This window comes from Streptomyces sp. NBRC 109706, assembly GCF_000974485.1.
Classification (GTDB): Bacteria; Actinomycetota; Actinomycetes; order Streptomycetales; family Streptomycetaceae; genus Streptomyces.
On the sequence record NZ_BBOM01000007.1, the window covers coordinates 123,876 to 140,837 of the forward strand.

Genomic DNA, 16,962 nt, shown 5'->3' on the forward strand with positions numbered 1-16,962 from the left:
CCCGTATGCTACCCGCCGGTAAGCCCCGTCGGGCGCTGGCCCGTCAGCGCAGGAAGGGGTCGATGGCCACCGCGAGGAAGACCAGCGAGACATAGGTGATGGACCAGTGGAAGAGCCGCATCTCCTTGAGTGCCGCACCCGTGACCCCGGCGCGGGCGCGCGCGTGCAGCGCGTGCGCCTCCCTGAGCCACCAGGCGCCGGCAAGAGCCGCGACCACCGGGTAGAACCAGCCGGTGTAGCCCAGCGGCCACAGCAGCAGGGAGACGGCCACCATCACCCAGCTGTAGCGCACGATCTGCCGGGCGACCACCTTGTTGCTGGCGATCACCGGCAGCATGGGCACGCCGACCCGGGCGTAGTCCTCCTTGACCTTCATCGACAGCGGCCAGTAGTGCGGCGGGGTCCAGAAGAAGATCACCATGAAGAGGATCACGGCCGCCCAGGACAGCTCGCCCGTCACCGAGGACCAGCCGATCAGCACCGGCAGACAGCCGGCGATGCCGCCCCAGACGATGTTCTGGCTGGTTCGCCGCTTGAGCAGCATCGTGTAGACCACGACATAGAAGAGCAGCGCCCCCAGGGCGAGCCATGCCGACACCCAGTTGACGGTGAGGCCGAACCAGAGGGTGGACACCACGGCGAGCGTCACCCCGAACGCCAGGCACTCCCCTGGCGAGACCACGCCGGTGACCAGGGGCCGGTTCTGGGTGCGCGCCATCAGGGCGTCGATGTCGCGGTCGATGTACATGTTGAGCGCATTGGCGCCGCCGGCCGAGAGATAGCCGCCGAGGCAGGTGGCCACCACCAGCCAGAGCTCGGGGACCCCCTGGGCGGCGAGGAACATCACCGGAACGGTGGTGGTCAACAGCAGCTCGATGATGCGGGGCTTCGTCAGTGCGATGAACGCCTTGACCCGATCTCCCGTTGACCAATGGTCGGAGCCCGGAGCGGACCCTGCCACAGGGTGGGAATCAACGGCCGTCACGGGCACCTCTGGATGTGCGACATCAGCGATCGGAGGGCAACCCCCGAGCCCGTGGAACGGGTCTGCCGGGAGCTGGCTGGGCGGGTCCCTACCGGCCCGAAGGTCGGCGAGTGAGACCCCCACACACCCCGTCACTGTAGTCGCCCGACTTCATCCGCCCGCCGCCGGGGGTGCCGTGTTGGCGCCGGGGGTGCCGTGTTGGCACCGACCTCTATCCCGCCGACCCGGCACCCCCTGGGGTGGCTGGGGGCGGCCCGGGGAAGGACTGGGGACGCCTGTCCGAACGGCACGGGAGTCGCCGACAGTGCCAGAGGTAGGCTCGACACGGCCAGGTGAGTCCGACTCCGTCGTCGGGCGGATATGTCATGTCACCAGCCACAGAACTCCGGAGAGGAGCCCTGACGCAGGGTGAGCGAGAAGCCGACGACCTCAGATCTCGAATGGACCGAACTGGACCAGCGGGCCGTTGACACAGCCCGCGTCCTGGCCATGGACTCCGTACAGAAGGTGGGCAACGGCCACCCTGGCACGGCGATGAGCCTGGCACCGGTCGCGTACCTGCTCTTCCAGAAGCTGATGCGGCACGACCCGTCGGCCCCCGGCTGGGCGGCCAGGGACCGTTTCGTGCTCTCCGTCGGGCATTCCAGCCTGACCCTCTACATCCAGCTCTACCTGGCCGGCTACGGCCTGGAGTTGGACGACCTGAAGTCCTTCCGCACCTGGGGCTCCCGCACCCCCGGCCACCCCGAGCAGGGGCACACGGTCGGCGTCGAGACCACCACGGGGCCGCTGGGCCAGGGCGTGGCCAACGCGGTCGGCATGGCGATGGCCGCGCGATACGAGCGTGGGCTCTTCGACCCCGAAGCGGCGCCGGGGGCCTCCCTGTTCGACCACACCGTCTGGGTCGTCGCCGGCGACGGCTGCCTCCAGGAGGGCGTGGCGGCCGAGGCGTCCTCGCTGGCCGGCCACCAGAAGCTCGGCAATCTGGTGCTGCTCTACGACGACAACCACATCTCCATCGAGGGCGACACCGAGACCGCGTTCTCCGAGGACGTGCTGGCCCGCTACGCCTCCTACGGCTGGCATGTGCAGCGGGTCGCGCCCCGGGAGAACGGCGATCTCGACCCGGCGGCGCTGCACGAGGCGTTCGTGGCCGCGCGTGCCGAGACGGGCCGCCCGTCCATCATCGCCGCCCGTTCGATCATCGCCTGGCCGGCGCCCAACGCGCAGAACACCGAGGCGGCGCACGGCTCGGCGCTGGGCGCCGAGGAGGTCGCGGCCACCAAGAAGGTGCTGGGCTTCGACCCCGAGGCGCACTTCGCGGTCGCCCCCGAGGTGCTGCGGCACGCCAGGGCGGCCGTCGAGCGCGGCCGGACCGCGCGCGCCGCCTGGGAGAAGGAGCTGGACGGCTGGCGGCAGGCCAACCCGGAGCGGGCCGCCCTGTTCGACCGGGTGCGGGCCGGTGAGCTGCCGGACGGCTGGGAGGACGCGCTGCCCGGCTTCGACGCGGGCACCGACGTGGCCACCCGCAAGGCGTCGGGCCAGGTGCTGAAGCGGCTGGGCGGGGTGCTGCCCGAGCTGTGGGGCGGCTCCGCCGACCTGGCCGGGTCCAACAACACCACCATCGACGCGACCTCGTCGTTCCTCCCGGCGGACAACCCGCTGTCGGTCGCCGACCCCTACGGCCGCACGGTGCACTTCGGCATCCGCGAGCACGCCATGGGCTCGGCGATGAACGGCATCGCGCTGCACGGCAACACCCGGATCTACGGCGGCACGTTCCTGGTCTTCTCGGACTACATGCGCCCCGCCGTGCGGCTGGCCGCGCTGATGAGGCTGCCGGTCACCTATGTCTGGACGCACGACTCGATCGGTCTGGGCGAGGACGGCCCGACCCACCAGCCGGTCGAGCATCTGGCGAGCCTGCGGGCCATCCCCGGGCTCAACGTGGTCCGGCCCGCCGACGCCAACGAGACGGTCATCGCCTGGCGGGAGATCCTCAAGCGCCACCGGACCGACCCGGCGCCGCACGGCCTCGCGCTGACCCGGCAGAACGTGCCGACCTACGCGGCCGACGAGAACACGGCCAGGGGCGGCTATGTGCACACCGAGGCCGAGGGCGGCCCCGCGCGCGTCATCCTGATCGGCACGGGTTCCGAGGTGCATCTGGCGGTGGCGGCGCGGGAGGCGCTGCAGGCCGAGGGGGTGCCCACTCGGGTGGTGTCGATGCCCTGCGCCGAGTGGTTCGAGGAGCAGGATCAGGCGTACCGGGATCATGTGCTGTCGCCCGATGTGCGGGCCAGGGTCGCGGTGGAGGCGGGCGTCGGCCTGACCTGGCACCGCTATGTCGGCCAGGCCGGCCGCGTGGTCTCGTTGGAGCACTTCGGTGCTTCCGCCGACTACCGGACGCTGTACCGGGAGTTCGGCATCACCCCCGAGGCCGTCGCCCAGGCCGCGCGGGAATCCCTGACGGCCGCCGAGCGCTGACACCTATACACGAGACAGCAGGAGACGCGAATTCCATGACTGACGCACTCAAGCGCCTCTCCGAGGAGGGTGTCGCGATCTGGCTGGACGATCTGTCGCGCAAGCGGATCTCGTCCGGCGACCTCGCCGAGCTGCTGGACGCCCAGCACGTGGTGGGTGTGACGACCAACCCGGCCATCTTCCAGAAGGCGATCTCGCACGGCGACGGCTACGAGGAGCAGTTGGCCGACCTCGCGGCCCGCAAGGTGACGGTCGAGGAGGCGGTGCGCATGATCACCACCGCCGACGTACGGGACGCCGCCGACGTGCTGCGCCCGGTGCACGAGTCGACGGGCGGGCTCGACGGGCGGGTCTCCATCGAGGTGGACCCGAGGCTGGCGCACGACACCCGGGCGACCATCGCCGAGGCCAAGCAGCTGGCCTGGCTGGTCGACCGGCCCAACACGTTCATCAAGATCCCGGCCACCAGGGCGGGGCTGCCGGCGATCACGGAGACGATCGGGCGCGGCATCAGCGTCAATGTGACGTTGATCTTCTCGTTGGACCGCTACCGCGAGGTGATGGACGCCTATCAGGCGGGGCTTGAGCAGGCGAAGGCCCGCGGGCTCGATCTGGACTCGATCTACTCGGTGGCGTCGTTCTTCGTCTCCCGGGTCGACACCGAGATCGACAAGCGGCTGTCCGCGATCGGCACCCCGGAGGCCGAGGCGCTGCGCGGCAAGGCAGCTCTGGCCAACGCCCGGCTGGCGTACCAGGCGTACGAGGAGGTCGTCGCCGCCGACCGCTGGCAGGCGCTGGAGCGCGCCGGCGCCAACACACAGCGTCCGCTGTGGGCCTCCACCGGGGTCAAGGACCCGAACCTCCCCGACACCCTTTATGTCACGGAGCTGGTGGCGCCCGGCACGGTCAACACCATGCCGGAGCCCACGCTCAGGGCGACGGAGGACCACGGGGAGATCGCCGGGGACACCGTCCGCGGCACCTACCGGCAGGCGCGCGCCGATCTGGACGCGCTGGCCGGGGTCGGCGTGGACTACGACGACGTGGTCCGGGTGCTGGAGGAGGAGGGCGTGGAGAAGTTCGAGACCGCCTGGGTCGCGCTGCTCGAATCCACCCAGGCGGAGCTCGAACGCCTGGCCCGCGAGGAGGGTTGAGACCCCGGTGAGCGGTATCGGGAACCACACAAACCCGCTACGCGACGCGCAGGACCGCCGACTGCCCCGGATCGCGGGGCCTTCGGGCCTGGTCATCTTCGGGGTCACCGGCGACCTCTCCCGCAAGAAGCTGATGCCGGCCGTCTACGACCTGTCCAACCGGGGGCTGTTGCCGCCGGGTTTCTCCCTGGTGGGCTTCGCCCGCAGGGACTGGGCGGACGAGGACTTCGCCCGGGTGGTGCACGACTCCGTCAAGCAGTACGCGCGTACCCCGTTCCGTGAGGAGGTCTGGCGGCAGCTGGCCGAGGGGATGCGTTTCGTCCAGGGCACCTTCGACGACGACGAGGCGTTCGTCCGGCTGCGCGGCACCATCGACCAGCTGGACAAGGAGCGTGGCACGGGGGGCAACTTCGCGTTCTACCTCTCGGTGCCGCCGAAGTTCTTCCCCACGGTGGTGCGTCAGCTGAAGAAGCACGGCCTCTCCGAGGGGCCGGGCGACAGCTGGCGGCGGGCCGTGATCGAGAAGCCGTTCGGGCACGATCTGGCCTCGGCGCAGGAGCTGAACCGGGTGGTGCACGATGTCTTCCCGGCGCACGAGGTGTTCCGGATCGACCACTACCTCGGGAAGGAGACGGTTCAGAACATCCTGGCGCTGCGGTTCGCCAACACCATGTTCGAACCGCTCTGGAACCGCTCCTATGTGGATCATGTCCAGATCACCATGGCCGAGGACATCGGCATCGGCGGCCGGGCCGGCTACTACGACGGCATCGGCTCCGCCCGCGACGTGATCCAGAACCATCTGCTCCAGCTCATGGCCCTGACGGCGATGGAGGAGCCCGCGTCGTTCGACGCTGACACCCTGGTGACCGAGAAGCTCAAGGTGTTGAACGCCGTGAAGCTGCCGGCCGACCTGGGCCTGCACACGGTGCGCGGACAGTACGCGGCCGGCTGGCAGGGCGGCGAGAAGGTCGCCGGCTATCTGGAGGAGGAGGGCATCGACCCCGCCTCCGCCACGGACACCTACGCGGCCATAAAGCTGGAGGTGGACAACCGCCGCTGGGCGGGCGTCCCGTTCTATCTGCGCACCGGCAAACGGCTCGGCCGCCGGGTCACGGAGATCGCCGTGGTCTTCCAGCGCGCCCCCTACTCCCCCTTCAACACCACCGACACCCAGGAGCTGGGGCGCAACGCCCTGGTGATCCGGGTGCAGCCGGACGAGGGGATCACGGTGCGTTTCGGCTCCAAGGTGCCGGGCACCCAGATGGAGATCAGGGACGTCACCATGGACTTCGCCTACGGCGAGTCCTTCACCGAGTCCAGCCCGGAAGCCTATGAACGGCTGCTGCTCGATCTGCTGCTGGGCGACGCCAACCTCTTCCCCCGGCACCAGGAGGTCGAGCGGTCCTGGGAGATCCTGGACCCGATCGAGGAGTTCTGGGCCGGCCACGGCAAGCCCGAGCCCTACACCGCCGGCACCTGGGGGCCCAAGGCGGCGGACGACATGCTGGCGCGCGACGGACGGAGCTGGCGGCGGCCATGAACATCGATCTCACGGACACCACGTCGAGCCAGATCAACTCCGCCCTGATCAGGGCCCGTCGGACCACGGGCTCACCGGCCGTCGGCATGGTGCTGACCATGGTCATCGTCACCGACGAGGGCAACCACTACGACGCGCTCAAGGCGGCCAACGAAGCCTCCAAGGAGCATCCGTCGCGGACCCTGGTGGTGATCGGCCGGCCGGGCCGATCGCGCCGCGAGCGGGCCTCGGCCCGGCTGGACGCCGAGGTGCGGGTCGGTGGCGACACCGGCATCGGCGAGACGGTGCTGCTGCGGCTGCACGGCGAGTTGGCCGCGCACGCGCACAGCGCGGTGCTGCCGCTGCTGCTCCCCGACGCGCCGGTGGTGGTCTGGTGGCCCGAGGACGCGCCGGCGCACCCGTCGGACGATCCGCTGGGCGCGCTGGCGCAGCGGCGCATCACCGACGCGGCGACCAGCGAGGACCCGGCCGCCGAGCTGGCGCGCCGGGCGGCGGTCTACTCCCCCGGCGACACGGACCTGGCCTGGACCAGGATCACCCCGTGGCGCAGCGTGCTGGCCGCCGCGCTCGACCAGAAGCACGCCCCGATCTCGGCCGCCGAGGTCGAGGGCGAGGAACACAGCCCGAGCACCGAGCTGTTGGCCGACTGGCTCGGCGCGCGGCTCGGCGTGCCGGTCACCCGGGTGGTCTCGGCCGGCCCCGGGATCACCGCCGTGCGACTGACGGTCGAGGACGGGACGATCCGCCTGGAGCGCCCGGAGACCTCGCTGGCCACCCTCGCGGTGCCGGGGCAGCCGGACCGCCATGTGGCGCTCAACCGGCGCCCCACCTCGGAGCTGATCGCCGAGGAGCTGCGCCGGCTCGACCCGGACGAGGCGTACGCCCAGGCGGTGCGCTTCCACGGGGACGCCGTCCGGATCGCCGGCGGCAGCGGGAACGGTCACGGAAACGGCAGCGGGAGCGGTCACGGCGGCGGCCGGCCGGCGAAGCCCGCCCCCGCCGACAAGCCGAAGCCCGCCCCCGGCAGGGCCCCGGAGCGGGCCGGCAAGGCCGCCGAGGGGGGATCGTGACGGTGCCGAGGCTGCTGGTCCACCGGGACCAGCAGCTGATGGCCCAGGCCACGGCGGCCCGTCTGATCACCGTGGTCCAGGACGCCCAGGCCGCTCGTGGCTCGGCCTCCGTGGTGCTGACCGGCGGGCGGAACGGCAACGGCCTGCTGGCCGCGCTGGCCGCTTCCCCGGCCAGGGAGGCCGTCGACTGGTCCCGGCTCGACCTCTGGTGGGGCGACGAACGGTTCCTGCCGGCCGGCGATCCGGACCGCAACCACACCCAGGCCGCCCAGGCGTTGCTGGACGCGGTCCCGCTGGAGCCGGGACGGGTCCATGTGATGCCCGCCTCGGACGGCCCCTTCGGCGACGATCCGGAGGCGGCGGCCCGGGGCTACGCCGCCGAACTGGACGCCGCCACCGACCCGTTCGACGTCCTGCTGCTGGGCGTCGGCCCGGACGGCCATGTGGCCTCGCTCTTCCCCGGACTGCCGGCCGTGGGCGAACGGGACACGACGGTGGTCGCCGTGCGTGAGGCCCCCAAGCCGCCGCCCACCCGGCTGAGCCTCACCCCCCCGGCGATCAACGCCGCCCGCCGGGTCTGGCTGTTGGCGGCCGGCGCCGACAAGGCCGAGGCGGCCGCCCGGGTCATGCGCGGCGACGCCCGGACGCCGGCGGCCGGCGTCCGGGGCACCGGCGAGACACTGCTGCTCGTCGACCAGGCCGCCGCCGTCGAGCTGCCCCCGGCGGCCACGGCCGGCTGACCGCCTCCCGACCGCCGGGGTCGTCGCTCACCTGCCGCGCAACGCGCGGTACCGGGCGACGAGTCCGGCGGTCGAGGCGTCGAGCCCCGGCACCTCGGCGCCCTCCGTCAGGGCCGGCTCGACCTTCTTGGCTAGCACCTTGCCCAGTTCGACACCCCACTGGTCGAAGGAGTCGATGTCCCACACCGCTCCCTGGACGAACACCTTGTGCTCGTAGAGCGCGATCAGCTGCCCCAGCACGGCGGGCGACAGCTCCTCGGCCAGGATCGTGGTGGTGGGGCGGTTCCCGGGGAAGGTGCGGTGCGGCACCAACTCCTCGGCCACGCCCTCGGCGCGCACCTCGTCCGGCGTCTTGCCGAACGCCAGGGCCTGGCCCTGGGCGAAGAGGTTGGCCATCAGCAGATCGTGCTGCGCGGCGAGCGCGGGCGACAGCTCGGCGACCGGGCGGGCGAAGCCGATCAGGTCGGCCGGGATGAGCTTGGTGCCCTGGTGGAGCAACTGGTAGTACGCGTGCTGCCCGTTGGTGCCCGGGGTGCCCCACACCACGGGCCCCGTCTGCCAGCTGACGGGCCGGCCCTGCCGGTCCACCCGCTTGCCGTTGGACTCCATGTCCAACTGCTGGAGATAGGCGGTGAACTGCCCGAGGTAGTGGCTGTAGGGCAGCACCGCATGGGACTGGGCGTTGAAGAAGGCGCCGTACCAGACGCCCAACAGGCCGAGCAGCAGCGGCGCGTTCTCCTCCGGCGGCGCGGTGCGGAAGTGCTCGTCCATCAGCCGGAAGCCGCCCAGCATCTCCCGGAACCGCTCCGGGCCGATGGCGACCAGCAGGGAGAGCCCGATCGCCGAGTCGAAGGAGTAACGGCCGCCGACCCAGTCCCAGAACTCGAACATGTTGGCCGTGTCGATGCCGAAGGCGGCGACCTTCTCGGCGTTGGTCGAGACCGCGACGAAGTGCCGGGCGACGGCCGCGGGATCGCCACCGAGCCCGTCGAGCAGCCACTGGCGGGCCGAGGTGGCGTTGGTGATGGTCTCGATGGTGGTGAACGTCTTGGACGCCACGATGAACAGCGTGGTCGCCGGGTCCAGATCGCGCAGCGCCTCGTGCAGATCGGCGCCGTCCACATTGGAGACGAAGCGGAAGTCGAGCTCCCGCGCGGTGTAGGGGCGCAGCGCCTCGTAGGCCATCGCCGGACCCAGATCGGAGCCGCCGATACCGATGTTGACGACCGTGCGGATCCGCTGCCCGGTGTGGCCGAGCCACTTCCCCGAGCGCACCCGCTCCGCGAACTCCGAGAGCCGGTCCAGAACGGCGTGCACGGCCGGCACGACGTTTCCGCCGTTCCCGCCCTCGACCTCGATCACCGCGTCGGCCGGCGCGCGCAGCGCCGTGTGCAGCACCGCGCGGTCCTCGGTGACGTTGATCCGCTCGCCCCGGAACATCGCGTCCCGCAGCCCGGCCACCCCGGTGGTCCGCGCGAGCGCCCGGAGCAGCCGAAGCGTCTCGTCAGTCACCAACTGCTTGGAGTAGTCCAGGTAGAGATCGCCCACCGTCAGGCCGTACCGGTCGGCCCGCCCCGGATCCTCGTCAAACAGCTTCCGCAGGCCCACCTCACCCAGCTCCGCGCGGTGCTTCGCCAGCGCGCCCCACTCGGGCAGTTGGTCAAGACGGCCCCGGCCACCTGTAGTCATGTTCGCCTCGGTTATCCCTTGTGCTTACGTCCGGCCCCACGCTAGTCGATCGACCACACCGAGGCGGCGGCCAGCAGCAGTTCGGCCCCGGCACGGATGCCGGGGCCGAACTGTTTCACCGAGGATGCGTTCGTTCAGATCTCACCGCGTAGTTTGGCAAGCGCCTCGGCGAGGATGGCCTCGCCGTCGGCGTCGCTGCGCCGCTCCCGCACATAGGCGAGATGGGTCTTGTAGGGCTCGGTACGCGGTGGGTCCGGCGGATCGTCGCGCTCGGTGCCTGCGGGGAACCCGCAACGCGGACAGTCCCAGGTGTCCGGGATCTGCGCGTCGCTGGCGAAGCTGGGCTGTGTCTCGTGCCCGTTCGCGCACCAGAAGGAGACCCTGAGCCGGGGCGCGGTCTCCCCGCGCTCGGCCTCACCCATGGGCCCCGCCCCGACCCGGCTGCCTCGGATCGCGTTGCCACCTGCCACGGTCGTTACTCCCTGCCTGCCATCCTGCGAAGTCCTCAGTCTATGCAAGGCTCAACGCACGTCCAGTGCTGGGAGTTACTGACTTATGACTTCATCAACAGACCGAGCACCACGACGATCGCGACCCACACCAGGGCGACCACCACGGTGATCCGGTCCAGGTTCCGCTCGGCGACCGACGAACCGCCGACCGAGGACTGCATGCCCCCACCGAACATGTCGGAGAGACCGCCGCCCTTGCCCTTGTGCATCAGCACGAGCAGTGCCAGCAGGAAGCTGAAGACGATCAGCGCGATCTGGAACGCCGTTTCCACGACTGGACCAACTCTCTACGACGACGAACGACGGACAATTCCGGGAGCCGACCAGGGCGGCACAGGGCCTGCGGCCGGCCCCCGGACAGGGTACCGCTAGCTCGGGCTGTGGCCCCAGGGTCTACTGATCACGAAACCTGATGATCTTGACGAACTCCTCGGCGTCGAGGGCCGCCCCGCCCACCAGGGCGCCGTCCACATCCGGCTGCGCCATGATCGCGGCGACATTGCCCGACTTCACGGAACCGCCGTACTGGATGCGCACCCCGTCGGCCAGCGCGCCGTCGTACAGCTCGGCGAGCCGCGCCCGGATCGCCGCGCAGACCTCCTGGGCGTCGTCGGGGGTGGCCACCTCGCCGGTGCCGATGGCCCACACCGGCTCGTAGGCGATGACGATGCTCGCGGCCTGCTCGGCCGGCACACCGTCGAGCGCGCCGTCGAGCTGCGCCAGGGTGTGCGCCACCTGGCCACCGGCCTTGCGCACCTCCAGCGGCTCGCCCACACAGAGGATCGGGGTGATGCCGTGCCGGTAGGCGGCCTTCACCTTGGCGTTGCAGATCTCCTCGTCCTCGCCGTGGTACTGGCGACGCTCGGAGTGGCCGACGACGGCGTAGGAGCAGTTCAGCTTGGCCAGCATCGGCCCGGAGATCTCGCCGGTGTAGGCGCCCGAGTCGAAGGCCGAGATGTCCTGCGACCCGTACCTGATCTTCAGCTTGTCGCCGTCCACCAGCGTCTGCACCGAACGCAGATCGGTGAACGGTGGCAACACGGCCACCTCGACGTCCTCGTAGTCCTTGTCCGCGAGGCCGAAGGCGAGCTTCTGCACATGGGCGATGGCCTCAAGGTGGTTGAGGTTCATCTTCCAGTTGCCCGCCATCAGCGGAGTGCGCTGACTCACGCGCCCGCCCCTTTCTTCCCTGCTGTCCTGGCTGCCCACGGCGCGCGGACGCGCGGCGTGCTGGTGTCGGGGCTCTGCCGCCCCATCTCAGTCCTCCAACGCGGCCAGGCCCGGGAGGGCCTTGCCCTCCAGGTACTCCAGGCTCGCGCCGCCGCCGGTGGAGATATGGCCGAAACCGTTCTCGTCCAGGCCCAGCAGCCGCACCGCGGCCGCCGAGTCCCCGCCGCCGACCACGGTGAACGCGTCGCTGTCCACCAGGGCCTGGGCGACGGCCCTGGTGCCCTCGGCGAAGTCCGGGTGCTCGAACACGCCCATCGGGCCGTTCCAGAAGACGGTGGCCGCATCCGCGACCTTGGCGGCAAACAGCTCCCTCGTCCGGGGGCCGATGTCGAGGCCCATGAGGCCGGCGGGAATGGCGTCGGCGCCCACCTCGACCGGACCGGCCGGGGCCTTCGTCCTGAGGTCGGGGAACTCCTCGGCCGCCACCACGTCCACCGGCAGCACGAACTCCACGCCCCGCTCCTCGGCCCGCCGCAGATAGTCCTGGACGGTCGGGATCTGGTCGGTCTGGAGCAGCGAGGCACCCACCTCGTGGCCCTGGGCGGCCAGGAAGGTGAAGGCCATGCCGCCGCCGATCAGGATGCGGTCGGCGCGCTCCAACAGGTGGTCGATCACGCCCAGCTTGTCGGAGACCTTGGAGCCGCCGAGGACGACGGCGTAGGGGCGCTTGACGTCCTCGGTGAGCTGCTTGAGCACACCCACCTCGGTCGCGATCAGGCCACCGGCGGCGTGCGGCAGCCGGGCCGGCAGGTCGAAGACGGAGGCGTGCTTGCGGTGCACGGCGCCGAAGCCGTCGCCGACATAGAAGTCGGCGAGGGTGGCGAGCTGGTCGGCGAAGGCGCCGCGCTCGGCGTCGTCCTTGCTGGTCTCCCCCGCGTTGAAGCGCAGGTTCTCCAGCAGCGCGACCTGGCCGTCGGCCAGCCCCGCGACGGCGGCCCTGGCGCTGTCGCCGACCGTGTCGGTGGCGACGACGACATCCTGGCCGAGCAGTTCGCCGAGCCGACGGCCGACGGGGGCGAGGGAGAACGCCGGGTCGGGCGCGCCCTTGGGGCGGCCCAGGTGCGAGGCGACGACCACCCTGGCGCCCGCCTTGAGCAGGGTGCTGATGGTCGGCACGGCGGCCCTGATCCGGCCGTCGTCGGTGATGGTGCCGTCCGCGAGCGGGACGTTCAGATCGGCGCGGACGAACACCCGCTGCCCGGCGACACTCAGGTCGTCAATGGTCTTCATGGTTGTCTGGACTCCTTGAGGCTGGTGAAACCCGCTTCTGTCCCCATCGACGTGGCGGACGCGGCGAGGGCCCGCCGAGCGCTTCACGCACTCCGCGGGCCCCTTGGCCTGCCATTCGGCGGCCGGGCGGCGCCACGTTCAGCAGCGGGTCAGAGCCGCTCGCCCACGTAGACGGTCAGGTCCACCAGGCGGTTCGAGTAGCCCCACTCGTTGTCGTACCAACCGACGATCTTGACCTGCTTGCCCTGGCTCATCGTCAGCGAGGAGTCAAAGGTGCAGGAGGCCGGCCAGTTGACGATGTCCGAGGAGACGATGGCGTCCTCGGTGTAGTCGAGGTACCCCTTGAGCTGCCCCTCGGCGGCGGTGCGGAAGGCGGCGTTGACCTCTTCCTTGGTGACCTCGCGGTCCAGCTCCACCACCAGGTCGGTGACCGAGCCGGTGGGCACCGGGACGCGCATCGCGATGCCGTCCAACTTGCCCTTGAGCTGCGGCAGCACCAGCGCGGTCGCCTTGGCGGCGCCCGTGGTGGTGGGGATGATGTTCTCCGCGGCGGCGCGGGCGCGGCGCAGGTCCTTGTGCGGGAAGTCCAGGATGCGCTGGTCGTTGGTGTACGCGTGCACCGTGGTCATCATGCCCTTGACGATGCCGAAGCTCTCGTCGAGCACCTTGGCCATCGGCGCCACGCAGTTGGTGGTACACGAGGCGTTGGAGATGACGTCGTGCGCCGCCGGGTCGTACTGCTCCTGGTTGACGCCCATCACGATCGTGATGTCCTCGTTCTTCGCCGGGGCGGAGATCAGGACCTTCTTGGCGCCGGCGGCGAGGTGCTTGGCGGCGTCCTCGCGCTTGGTGAAGATGCCGGTGGACTCGATCACGATGTCGGCGCCCAGCTCGGCCCAGGGCAGGTTGGCCGGGTCGCGCTCGGCCAGGGTGCGGAACGTCTGGTTGCCGACCGTGATGGTGTCGTCGGTGTGGCTGACCTCTTCCTTGAGGCGGCCGAGGATGCTGTCGTACTTCAGCAGGTGAACCAGAGTCGCGTTGTCGGTCAGGTCGTTGACACCGACGATCTGGACATCCGCCCCCTGTTCAAGGAGCGCGCGGAAGTAGTTGCGACCGATACGGCCAAAGCCGTTGATTCCTACGCGGATCGTCACGAACCGATCTCCTCGTTGGTACGCCGGCGAAACAGATACCGGCGATGCTGTATTGGGATGTCCCCGACCGTCTCCGACCCTACCGCGCCGCGCCCCGGGGGGAGACATCGCCCAGGCGTGTTCGCCCCCCGGAACTCCGGCCGCGCGACACCGGATCAGGCGGCGGTCAGCCGACCATCTCCTCCGTGAGGTTGGACTCCGTCCCCGGAATGCCCAGATCCTGCGCCCGCTTGTCGGCCATCGCCAGCAGCCGGCGGATCCGGCCGGCCACCGCGTCCTTGGTGAGCGGCGGCTCGGCGAGCGCGCCCAACTCCTCAAGGGACGCCTGCTTGTGCTCCATCCGCAGCCGGCCGGCCGCCGCGAGATGGTCCGGCACCTCGTCGCCCAGGATCTCCAACGCGCGCTGCACCCTGGCCCCGGCGGCGACGGCGGCCCTGGCGGAACGACGGAGGTTGGCGTCGTCGAAGTTGGCCAGGCGGTTGGCCGTGGCGCGCACCTCGCGCCGCATCCGCCGCTCCTCCCAGGCCAACACGGACTCGTGCGCGCCGAGACGCGTCAACAGCGCGCCGATGGCGTCACCGTCCCTGACGACCACCCGGTCGACGCTGCGCACCTCGCGGGCCTTCGCCCCGATCTGCAGCCGCCGGGCGGCGCCGACCAGGGCGAGGGCGGCCTCGGGGCCCGGGCAGGTGACTTCGAGGGAGGAGGAACGCCCCGGCTCGGTGAGCGAACCATGCGCCAGGAAGGCCCCGCGCCAGGCGGCCTCGGCATCGCAGGTGGCTCCGGAGACCACCTGTGGTGGCAGCCCTCTGATGGGCCTGCCCCGGCCGTCGACCAACCCGGTCTGCCGGGCCAACTGGTCACCCCCGGCCACCACCCGCACCACATAGCGGCTGCCCCGGCGCAGTCCGCCGGGGGCCATCACCACCAGGTCGGATGAGTGCCCGAAGATCTCCAGAATGTCCCGGCGCAGCCGCCTGGCGGCGATTCCGGTGTCGAGCTCCGCCTCGATCACGATCCGCCCGCTCACCAGGTGCAGACCGCCCGCGAAGCGCAGGATGGACGACACCTCCGACTTGCGGCAGCAGGTGCGGGTGACGGGAAGGCGGGAGATCTCGTCCTTCACCGCAGCCGTCATCGCCATGGGCCGATCCTTCCATGCATCCGAAAAATACGGTCGTACGCGGCGGCCAGTAGCTCGGGGTCGTGCCGAGGAGAGCCGGCGCCGGCACCGGAGCCACCGCTCGCGGCCACCGGTGCCAACACCACATCGGCCCCCAGCCGTTCGGCGGCGGCCTGGCTCAGGCTCTCTCCGTCGGGGACGGCGGCCCGATCTGCCAGCACCACGTCGAAGGCGAGTTTAGGGGCGTGTTGTACCAAAACCTCCACATGACGCTGCGGTGAGAAGCCATCAGTTTCGCCGGGCTGGGGCGCGAGGTTGAGCGAGAGCACCCTGCGGGCCTTCGTGTCGACCAGGGCCTGAAGCAGCTCGGGCACCAGCAGGTGGGGGATGACGGAGGAGAACCACGAGCCGGGGCCGAGGACCACCCAGTCGGCGTCCAGCACCGCCTCCACCGCCTCCGGTACGGCCGGCGGATCGTGCGGCACCAGCATCACCTCCCGCACCTCCCCCGTGGTGAGGGCCACGGCCGCCTGGCCCCTGACCCGGGCCAGCTCGTCGGGGTGCGCCGGATCATGCCCGAGCACCGAGGCCTCCAGGGCCAGCGGCACCGCGGACATGGGCAGCACCCGGCCGTGCGCGCCCAGCAACTTGCCGACCAGGTCCAGGGCGCCGACATGATCGCCCAGCTGCTCCCAGAGCGCGACGATCAACAGATTGCCCACCGCGTGGTCGTGCAGCGCGCCCTCGCTCTGGAAGCGGTGCTGGATCACCTCGGACCAGGTGCGACCCCACTCGTCGTCGCCGCAAAGCGCGGCCAGCGCCTTGCGCAGGTCGCCCGGGGGCAGCACGCCCAGCTCGTCGCGGAGCCGGCCGCTGGAGCCACCGTCGTCGGCGACGGTGACCACGGCGGTGAGATCGCCGGTGATCCGGCGCAGGGCGGTGAGGGAGGCGGACAGGCCCATGCCCCCGCCGAGCGCGACGACCTTCGGCTGGGCCCCGCGACGGCCGCCCCGCGCCGTGCGGACGCCGCGGCGCCCCAGCAGGGGGGCGCCGCCGGCTGCCGCGCGACGCTGTCTTATCGCCTTGCGCGGCATCCCTACTCGCGTCCCATGTCACGATGGACGATCACGGTCTCCACTCCCTCCGCCGACAGCCGGCGGGCCAGCCGCTCGGACATGGCGACGCTCCGGTGCTTTCCGCCGGTGCAGCCGACGGCGATGGTCACATAGCGCTTGCCCTCGCGCCGGTAGCCGGCGGCGATCAGCTGCAGCAGCTCGGCGTAGCGGTCCAGGAACTCCTTGGCCCCCGGCTGGTTGAAAACATAGCCGGCCACCTCCTCGCTGGTCCCGGTGAAGGGGCGCAGCTCCGGCACCCAGTGCGGGTTGGGCAGGAAGCGGCAGTCCACCACGTGGTCGGCGTCGACGGGCAGGCCGTACTTGTAGCCGAAGGACATCACGGTGGCCCGCAGCTCGGGCTCGTCCCCGCCGGCGAACTGGGCGTCCATCTTGGCGCGCAGCTCGTGGACGTTGAGGTTGGAGGTGTCGATCACCAGGTCGGCGTCGCCGCGCAGCTCGCGCAGCAGATCGCGTTCGGCGGCGATGCCGTCGACGATCCGTCCCTCGCCCTGCAGCGGATGCGGGCGGCGGACCGACTCGAACCGCTGGACCAGGGCGTTCTCCGAGGCTTCGAGGAAGACGATGCGCCGGGTGACGCCCTTGGCCTCCAGGTCGGTGAGCGATTCCCGCAGGCTGTCGAAGAACCCGCGGCCCCGGACGTCGACCACCACGGCGATCCGGGCGACGTTGCCCTGGGAGCGGGCGCCGAGATCGACCATGGTGGGGATCAGGGCCGGTGGGAGGTTGTCCACCACGAACCAGCCCAGGTCCTCCAGGCACTTGGCCGCCGTGCTGCGACCGGCTCCGGACATGCCGGAGATGATGACCAGCTCCGGGGTGGCGGCGTCGTCGCCGGCCGGCCCGGTGGTGGGTTCCTCGCCTCTGGTGTGTTCACTCATCATGCTCAATCCCCCGCCTGTTCCTTTGTGA

Annotated in this window: 15 protein-coding genes; 5 read left to right on the forward strand and 10 right to left on the reverse strand. The window is 71.0% G+C overall.

What is annotated here, in order from left to right; genetic code table 11:
* Positions 1 to 43: 43 nt before the first annotated feature.
* Positions 44 to 991, reverse strand: coding sequence for a heme o synthase (locus AOM46_RS14785; protein WP_078856832.1), 948 nt, complete (start codon positions 989 to 991; stop codon positions 44 to 46).
* A gap of 402 nt (positions 992 to 1,393) precedes the next feature.
* Between AOM46_RS14785 and tkt the strand changes: the two genes are divergently transcribed.
* Genes tkt through pgl form a run of 5 tightly spaced genes read left to right on the forward strand, consistent with a single transcriptional unit; the run spans position 1,394 to position 7,979 of the window.
* The gene (tkt, locus tag AOM46_RS14790) at positions 1,394 to 3,472 is read left to right on the forward strand and encodes a transketolase (RefSeq protein ID WP_062211221.1); all 2,079 of its coding nucleotides are present in this window, start codon (positions 1,394 to 1,396) and stop codon (positions 3,470 to 3,472) included.
* Between the two features lie 35 nt (positions 3,473 to 3,507).
* Positions 3,508 to 4,626 (forward strand): transaldolase, encoded by a 1,119-nt coding sequence (gene tal / locus AOM46_RS14795; protein WP_062211224.1) that lies wholly within the window; start codon positions 3,508 to 3,510, stop codon positions 4,624 to 4,626.
* A 16-nt stretch (positions 4,627 to 4,642) separates the two neighbouring features.
* Entirely contained in the window at positions 4,643 to 6,169 is a 1,527-nt protein-coding gene (zwf, locus tag AOM46_RS14800) for a glucose-6-phosphate dehydrogenase (RefSeq protein WP_062212587.1), read from the forward strand.
* Positions 6,166 to 7,239 carry a glucose-6-phosphate dehydrogenase assembly protein OpcA gene (gene opcA / locus AOM46_RS14805; RefSeq protein ID WP_078856833.1) on the forward strand — a complete coding sequence of 358 codons (1,074 nt, stop codon included), beginning with the start codon at positions 6,166 to 6,168 and terminating at the stop codon, positions 7,237 to 7,239. Before zwf ends, opcA begins: the two co-directional genes overlap by 4 nt.
* Positions 7,236 to 7,979, forward strand: a complete 744-nt coding sequence (pgl, locus tag AOM46_RS14810) for a 6-phosphogluconolactonase (RefSeq protein WP_062211226.1) — start codon at positions 7,236 to 7,238, stop codon at positions 7,977 to 7,979. Before opcA ends, pgl begins: the two co-directional genes overlap by 4 nt.
* A 27-nt stretch (positions 7,980 to 8,006) precedes the next feature.
* Here pgl and pgi read toward each other — a convergent pair whose 3' ends face one another.
* The 9 genes from pgi to rapZ all read right to left on the reverse strand — a co-directional run bounded on the left by pgi (position 8,007) and on the right by rapZ (position 16,931).
* Complete coding sequence (gene pgi, locus AOM46_RS14815; RefSeq protein WP_062211229.1) at positions 8,007 to 9,668, reverse strand: glucose-6-phosphate isomerase; 1,662 nt, start codon at positions 9,666 to 9,668, stop codon at positions 8,007 to 8,009.
* 134 nt (positions 9,669 to 9,802) lie between these two features.
* Positions 9,803 to 10,138: an RNA polymerase-binding protein RbpA gene (locus AOM46_RS14820; RefSeq protein ID WP_078856834.1), complete on the reverse strand. Its 336-nt coding sequence runs from the start codon at positions 10,136 to 10,138 to the stop codon at positions 9,803 to 9,805.
* 83 nt (positions 10,139 to 10,221) lie between these two features.
* Entirely contained in the window at positions 10,222 to 10,452 is a 231-nt protein-coding gene (secG, locus tag AOM46_RS14825; RefSeq protein ID WP_062211233.1) for a preprotein translocase subunit SecG, read from the reverse strand.
* Positions 10,453 to 10,573: 121 nt separating this feature from the next.
* Positions 10,574 to 11,350: a triose-phosphate isomerase gene (gene tpiA / locus AOM46_RS35345; protein ID WP_062211235.1), complete on the reverse strand. Its 777-nt coding sequence runs from the start codon at positions 11,348 to 11,350 to the stop codon at positions 10,574 to 10,576.
* An 87-nt stretch (positions 11,351 to 11,437) separates the two neighbouring features.
* On the reverse strand, positions 11,438 to 12,640 hold the full coding sequence (gene pgk, locus AOM46_RS35350; protein WP_062211238.1) for a phosphoglycerate kinase: 1,203 nt from the start codon (positions 12,638 to 12,640) through the stop codon (positions 11,438 to 11,440).
* A 149-nt stretch (positions 12,641 to 12,789) separates the two neighbouring features.
* Complete coding sequence (gap, locus tag AOM46_RS14840; protein ID WP_062211241.1) at positions 12,790 to 13,794, reverse strand: type I glyceraldehyde-3-phosphate dehydrogenase; 1,005 nt, start codon at positions 13,792 to 13,794, stop codon at positions 12,790 to 12,792.
* 166 nt (positions 13,795 to 13,960) lie between these two features.
* Positions 13,961 to 14,938 carry a DNA-binding protein WhiA gene (gene whiA, locus AOM46_RS14845; RefSeq protein WP_062211244.1) on the reverse strand — a complete coding sequence of 326 codons (978 nt, stop codon included), beginning with the start codon at positions 14,936 to 14,938 and terminating at the stop codon, positions 13,961 to 13,963.
* Entirely contained in the window at positions 14,929 to 16,011 is a 1,083-nt protein-coding gene (gene yvcK, locus AOM46_RS14850) for a uridine diphosphate-N-acetylglucosamine-binding protein YvcK (protein WP_078856835.1), read from the reverse strand. The genes whiA and yvcK overlap by 10 nt, the downstream gene beginning before the upstream one ends.
* Before the next feature lie 2 nt (positions 16,012 to 16,013).
* The gene (rapZ, locus tag AOM46_RS14855) at positions 16,014 to 16,931 is read right to left on the reverse strand and encodes an RNase adapter RapZ (RefSeq protein WP_062212592.1); all 918 of its coding nucleotides are present in this window, start codon (positions 16,929 to 16,931) and stop codon (positions 16,014 to 16,016) included.
* Positions 16,932 to 16,962: the final 31 nt, after the last annotated feature.

Bases quoted from the DNA above. Each gene is read 5' to 3' on its own strand.
- tal (WP_062211224.1), top strand. From the start codon at position 3,508: ATGACTGACGCACTCAAGCGCCTCTCCGAGGAGGGTGTCGCGATCTGG.
- whiA (WP_062211244.1), bottom strand. From the start codon at position 14,938: ATGGCGATGACGGCTGCGGTGAAGGACGAGATCTCCCGCCTTCCCGTC.
- pgk (WP_062211238.1), bottom strand. From the start codon at position 12,640: ATGAAGACCATTGACGACCTGAGTGTCGCCGGGCAGCGGGTGTTCGTC.
- rapZ (WP_062212592.1), bottom strand. From the start codon at position 16,931: ATGAGTGAACACACCAGAGGCGAGGAACCCACCACCGGGCCGGCCGGC.
- pgi (WP_062211229.1), bottom strand. From the start codon at position 9,668: ATGACTACAGGTGGCCGGGGCCGTCTTGACCAACTGCCCGAGTGGGGC.
- yvcK (WP_078856835.1), bottom strand. From the start codon at position 16,011: ATGCCGCGCAAGGCGATAAGACAGCGTCGCGCGGCAGCCGGCGGCGCC.
- opcA (WP_078856833.1), top strand. From the start codon at position 6,166: ATGAACATCGATCTCACGGACACCACGTCGAGCCAGATCAACTCCGCC.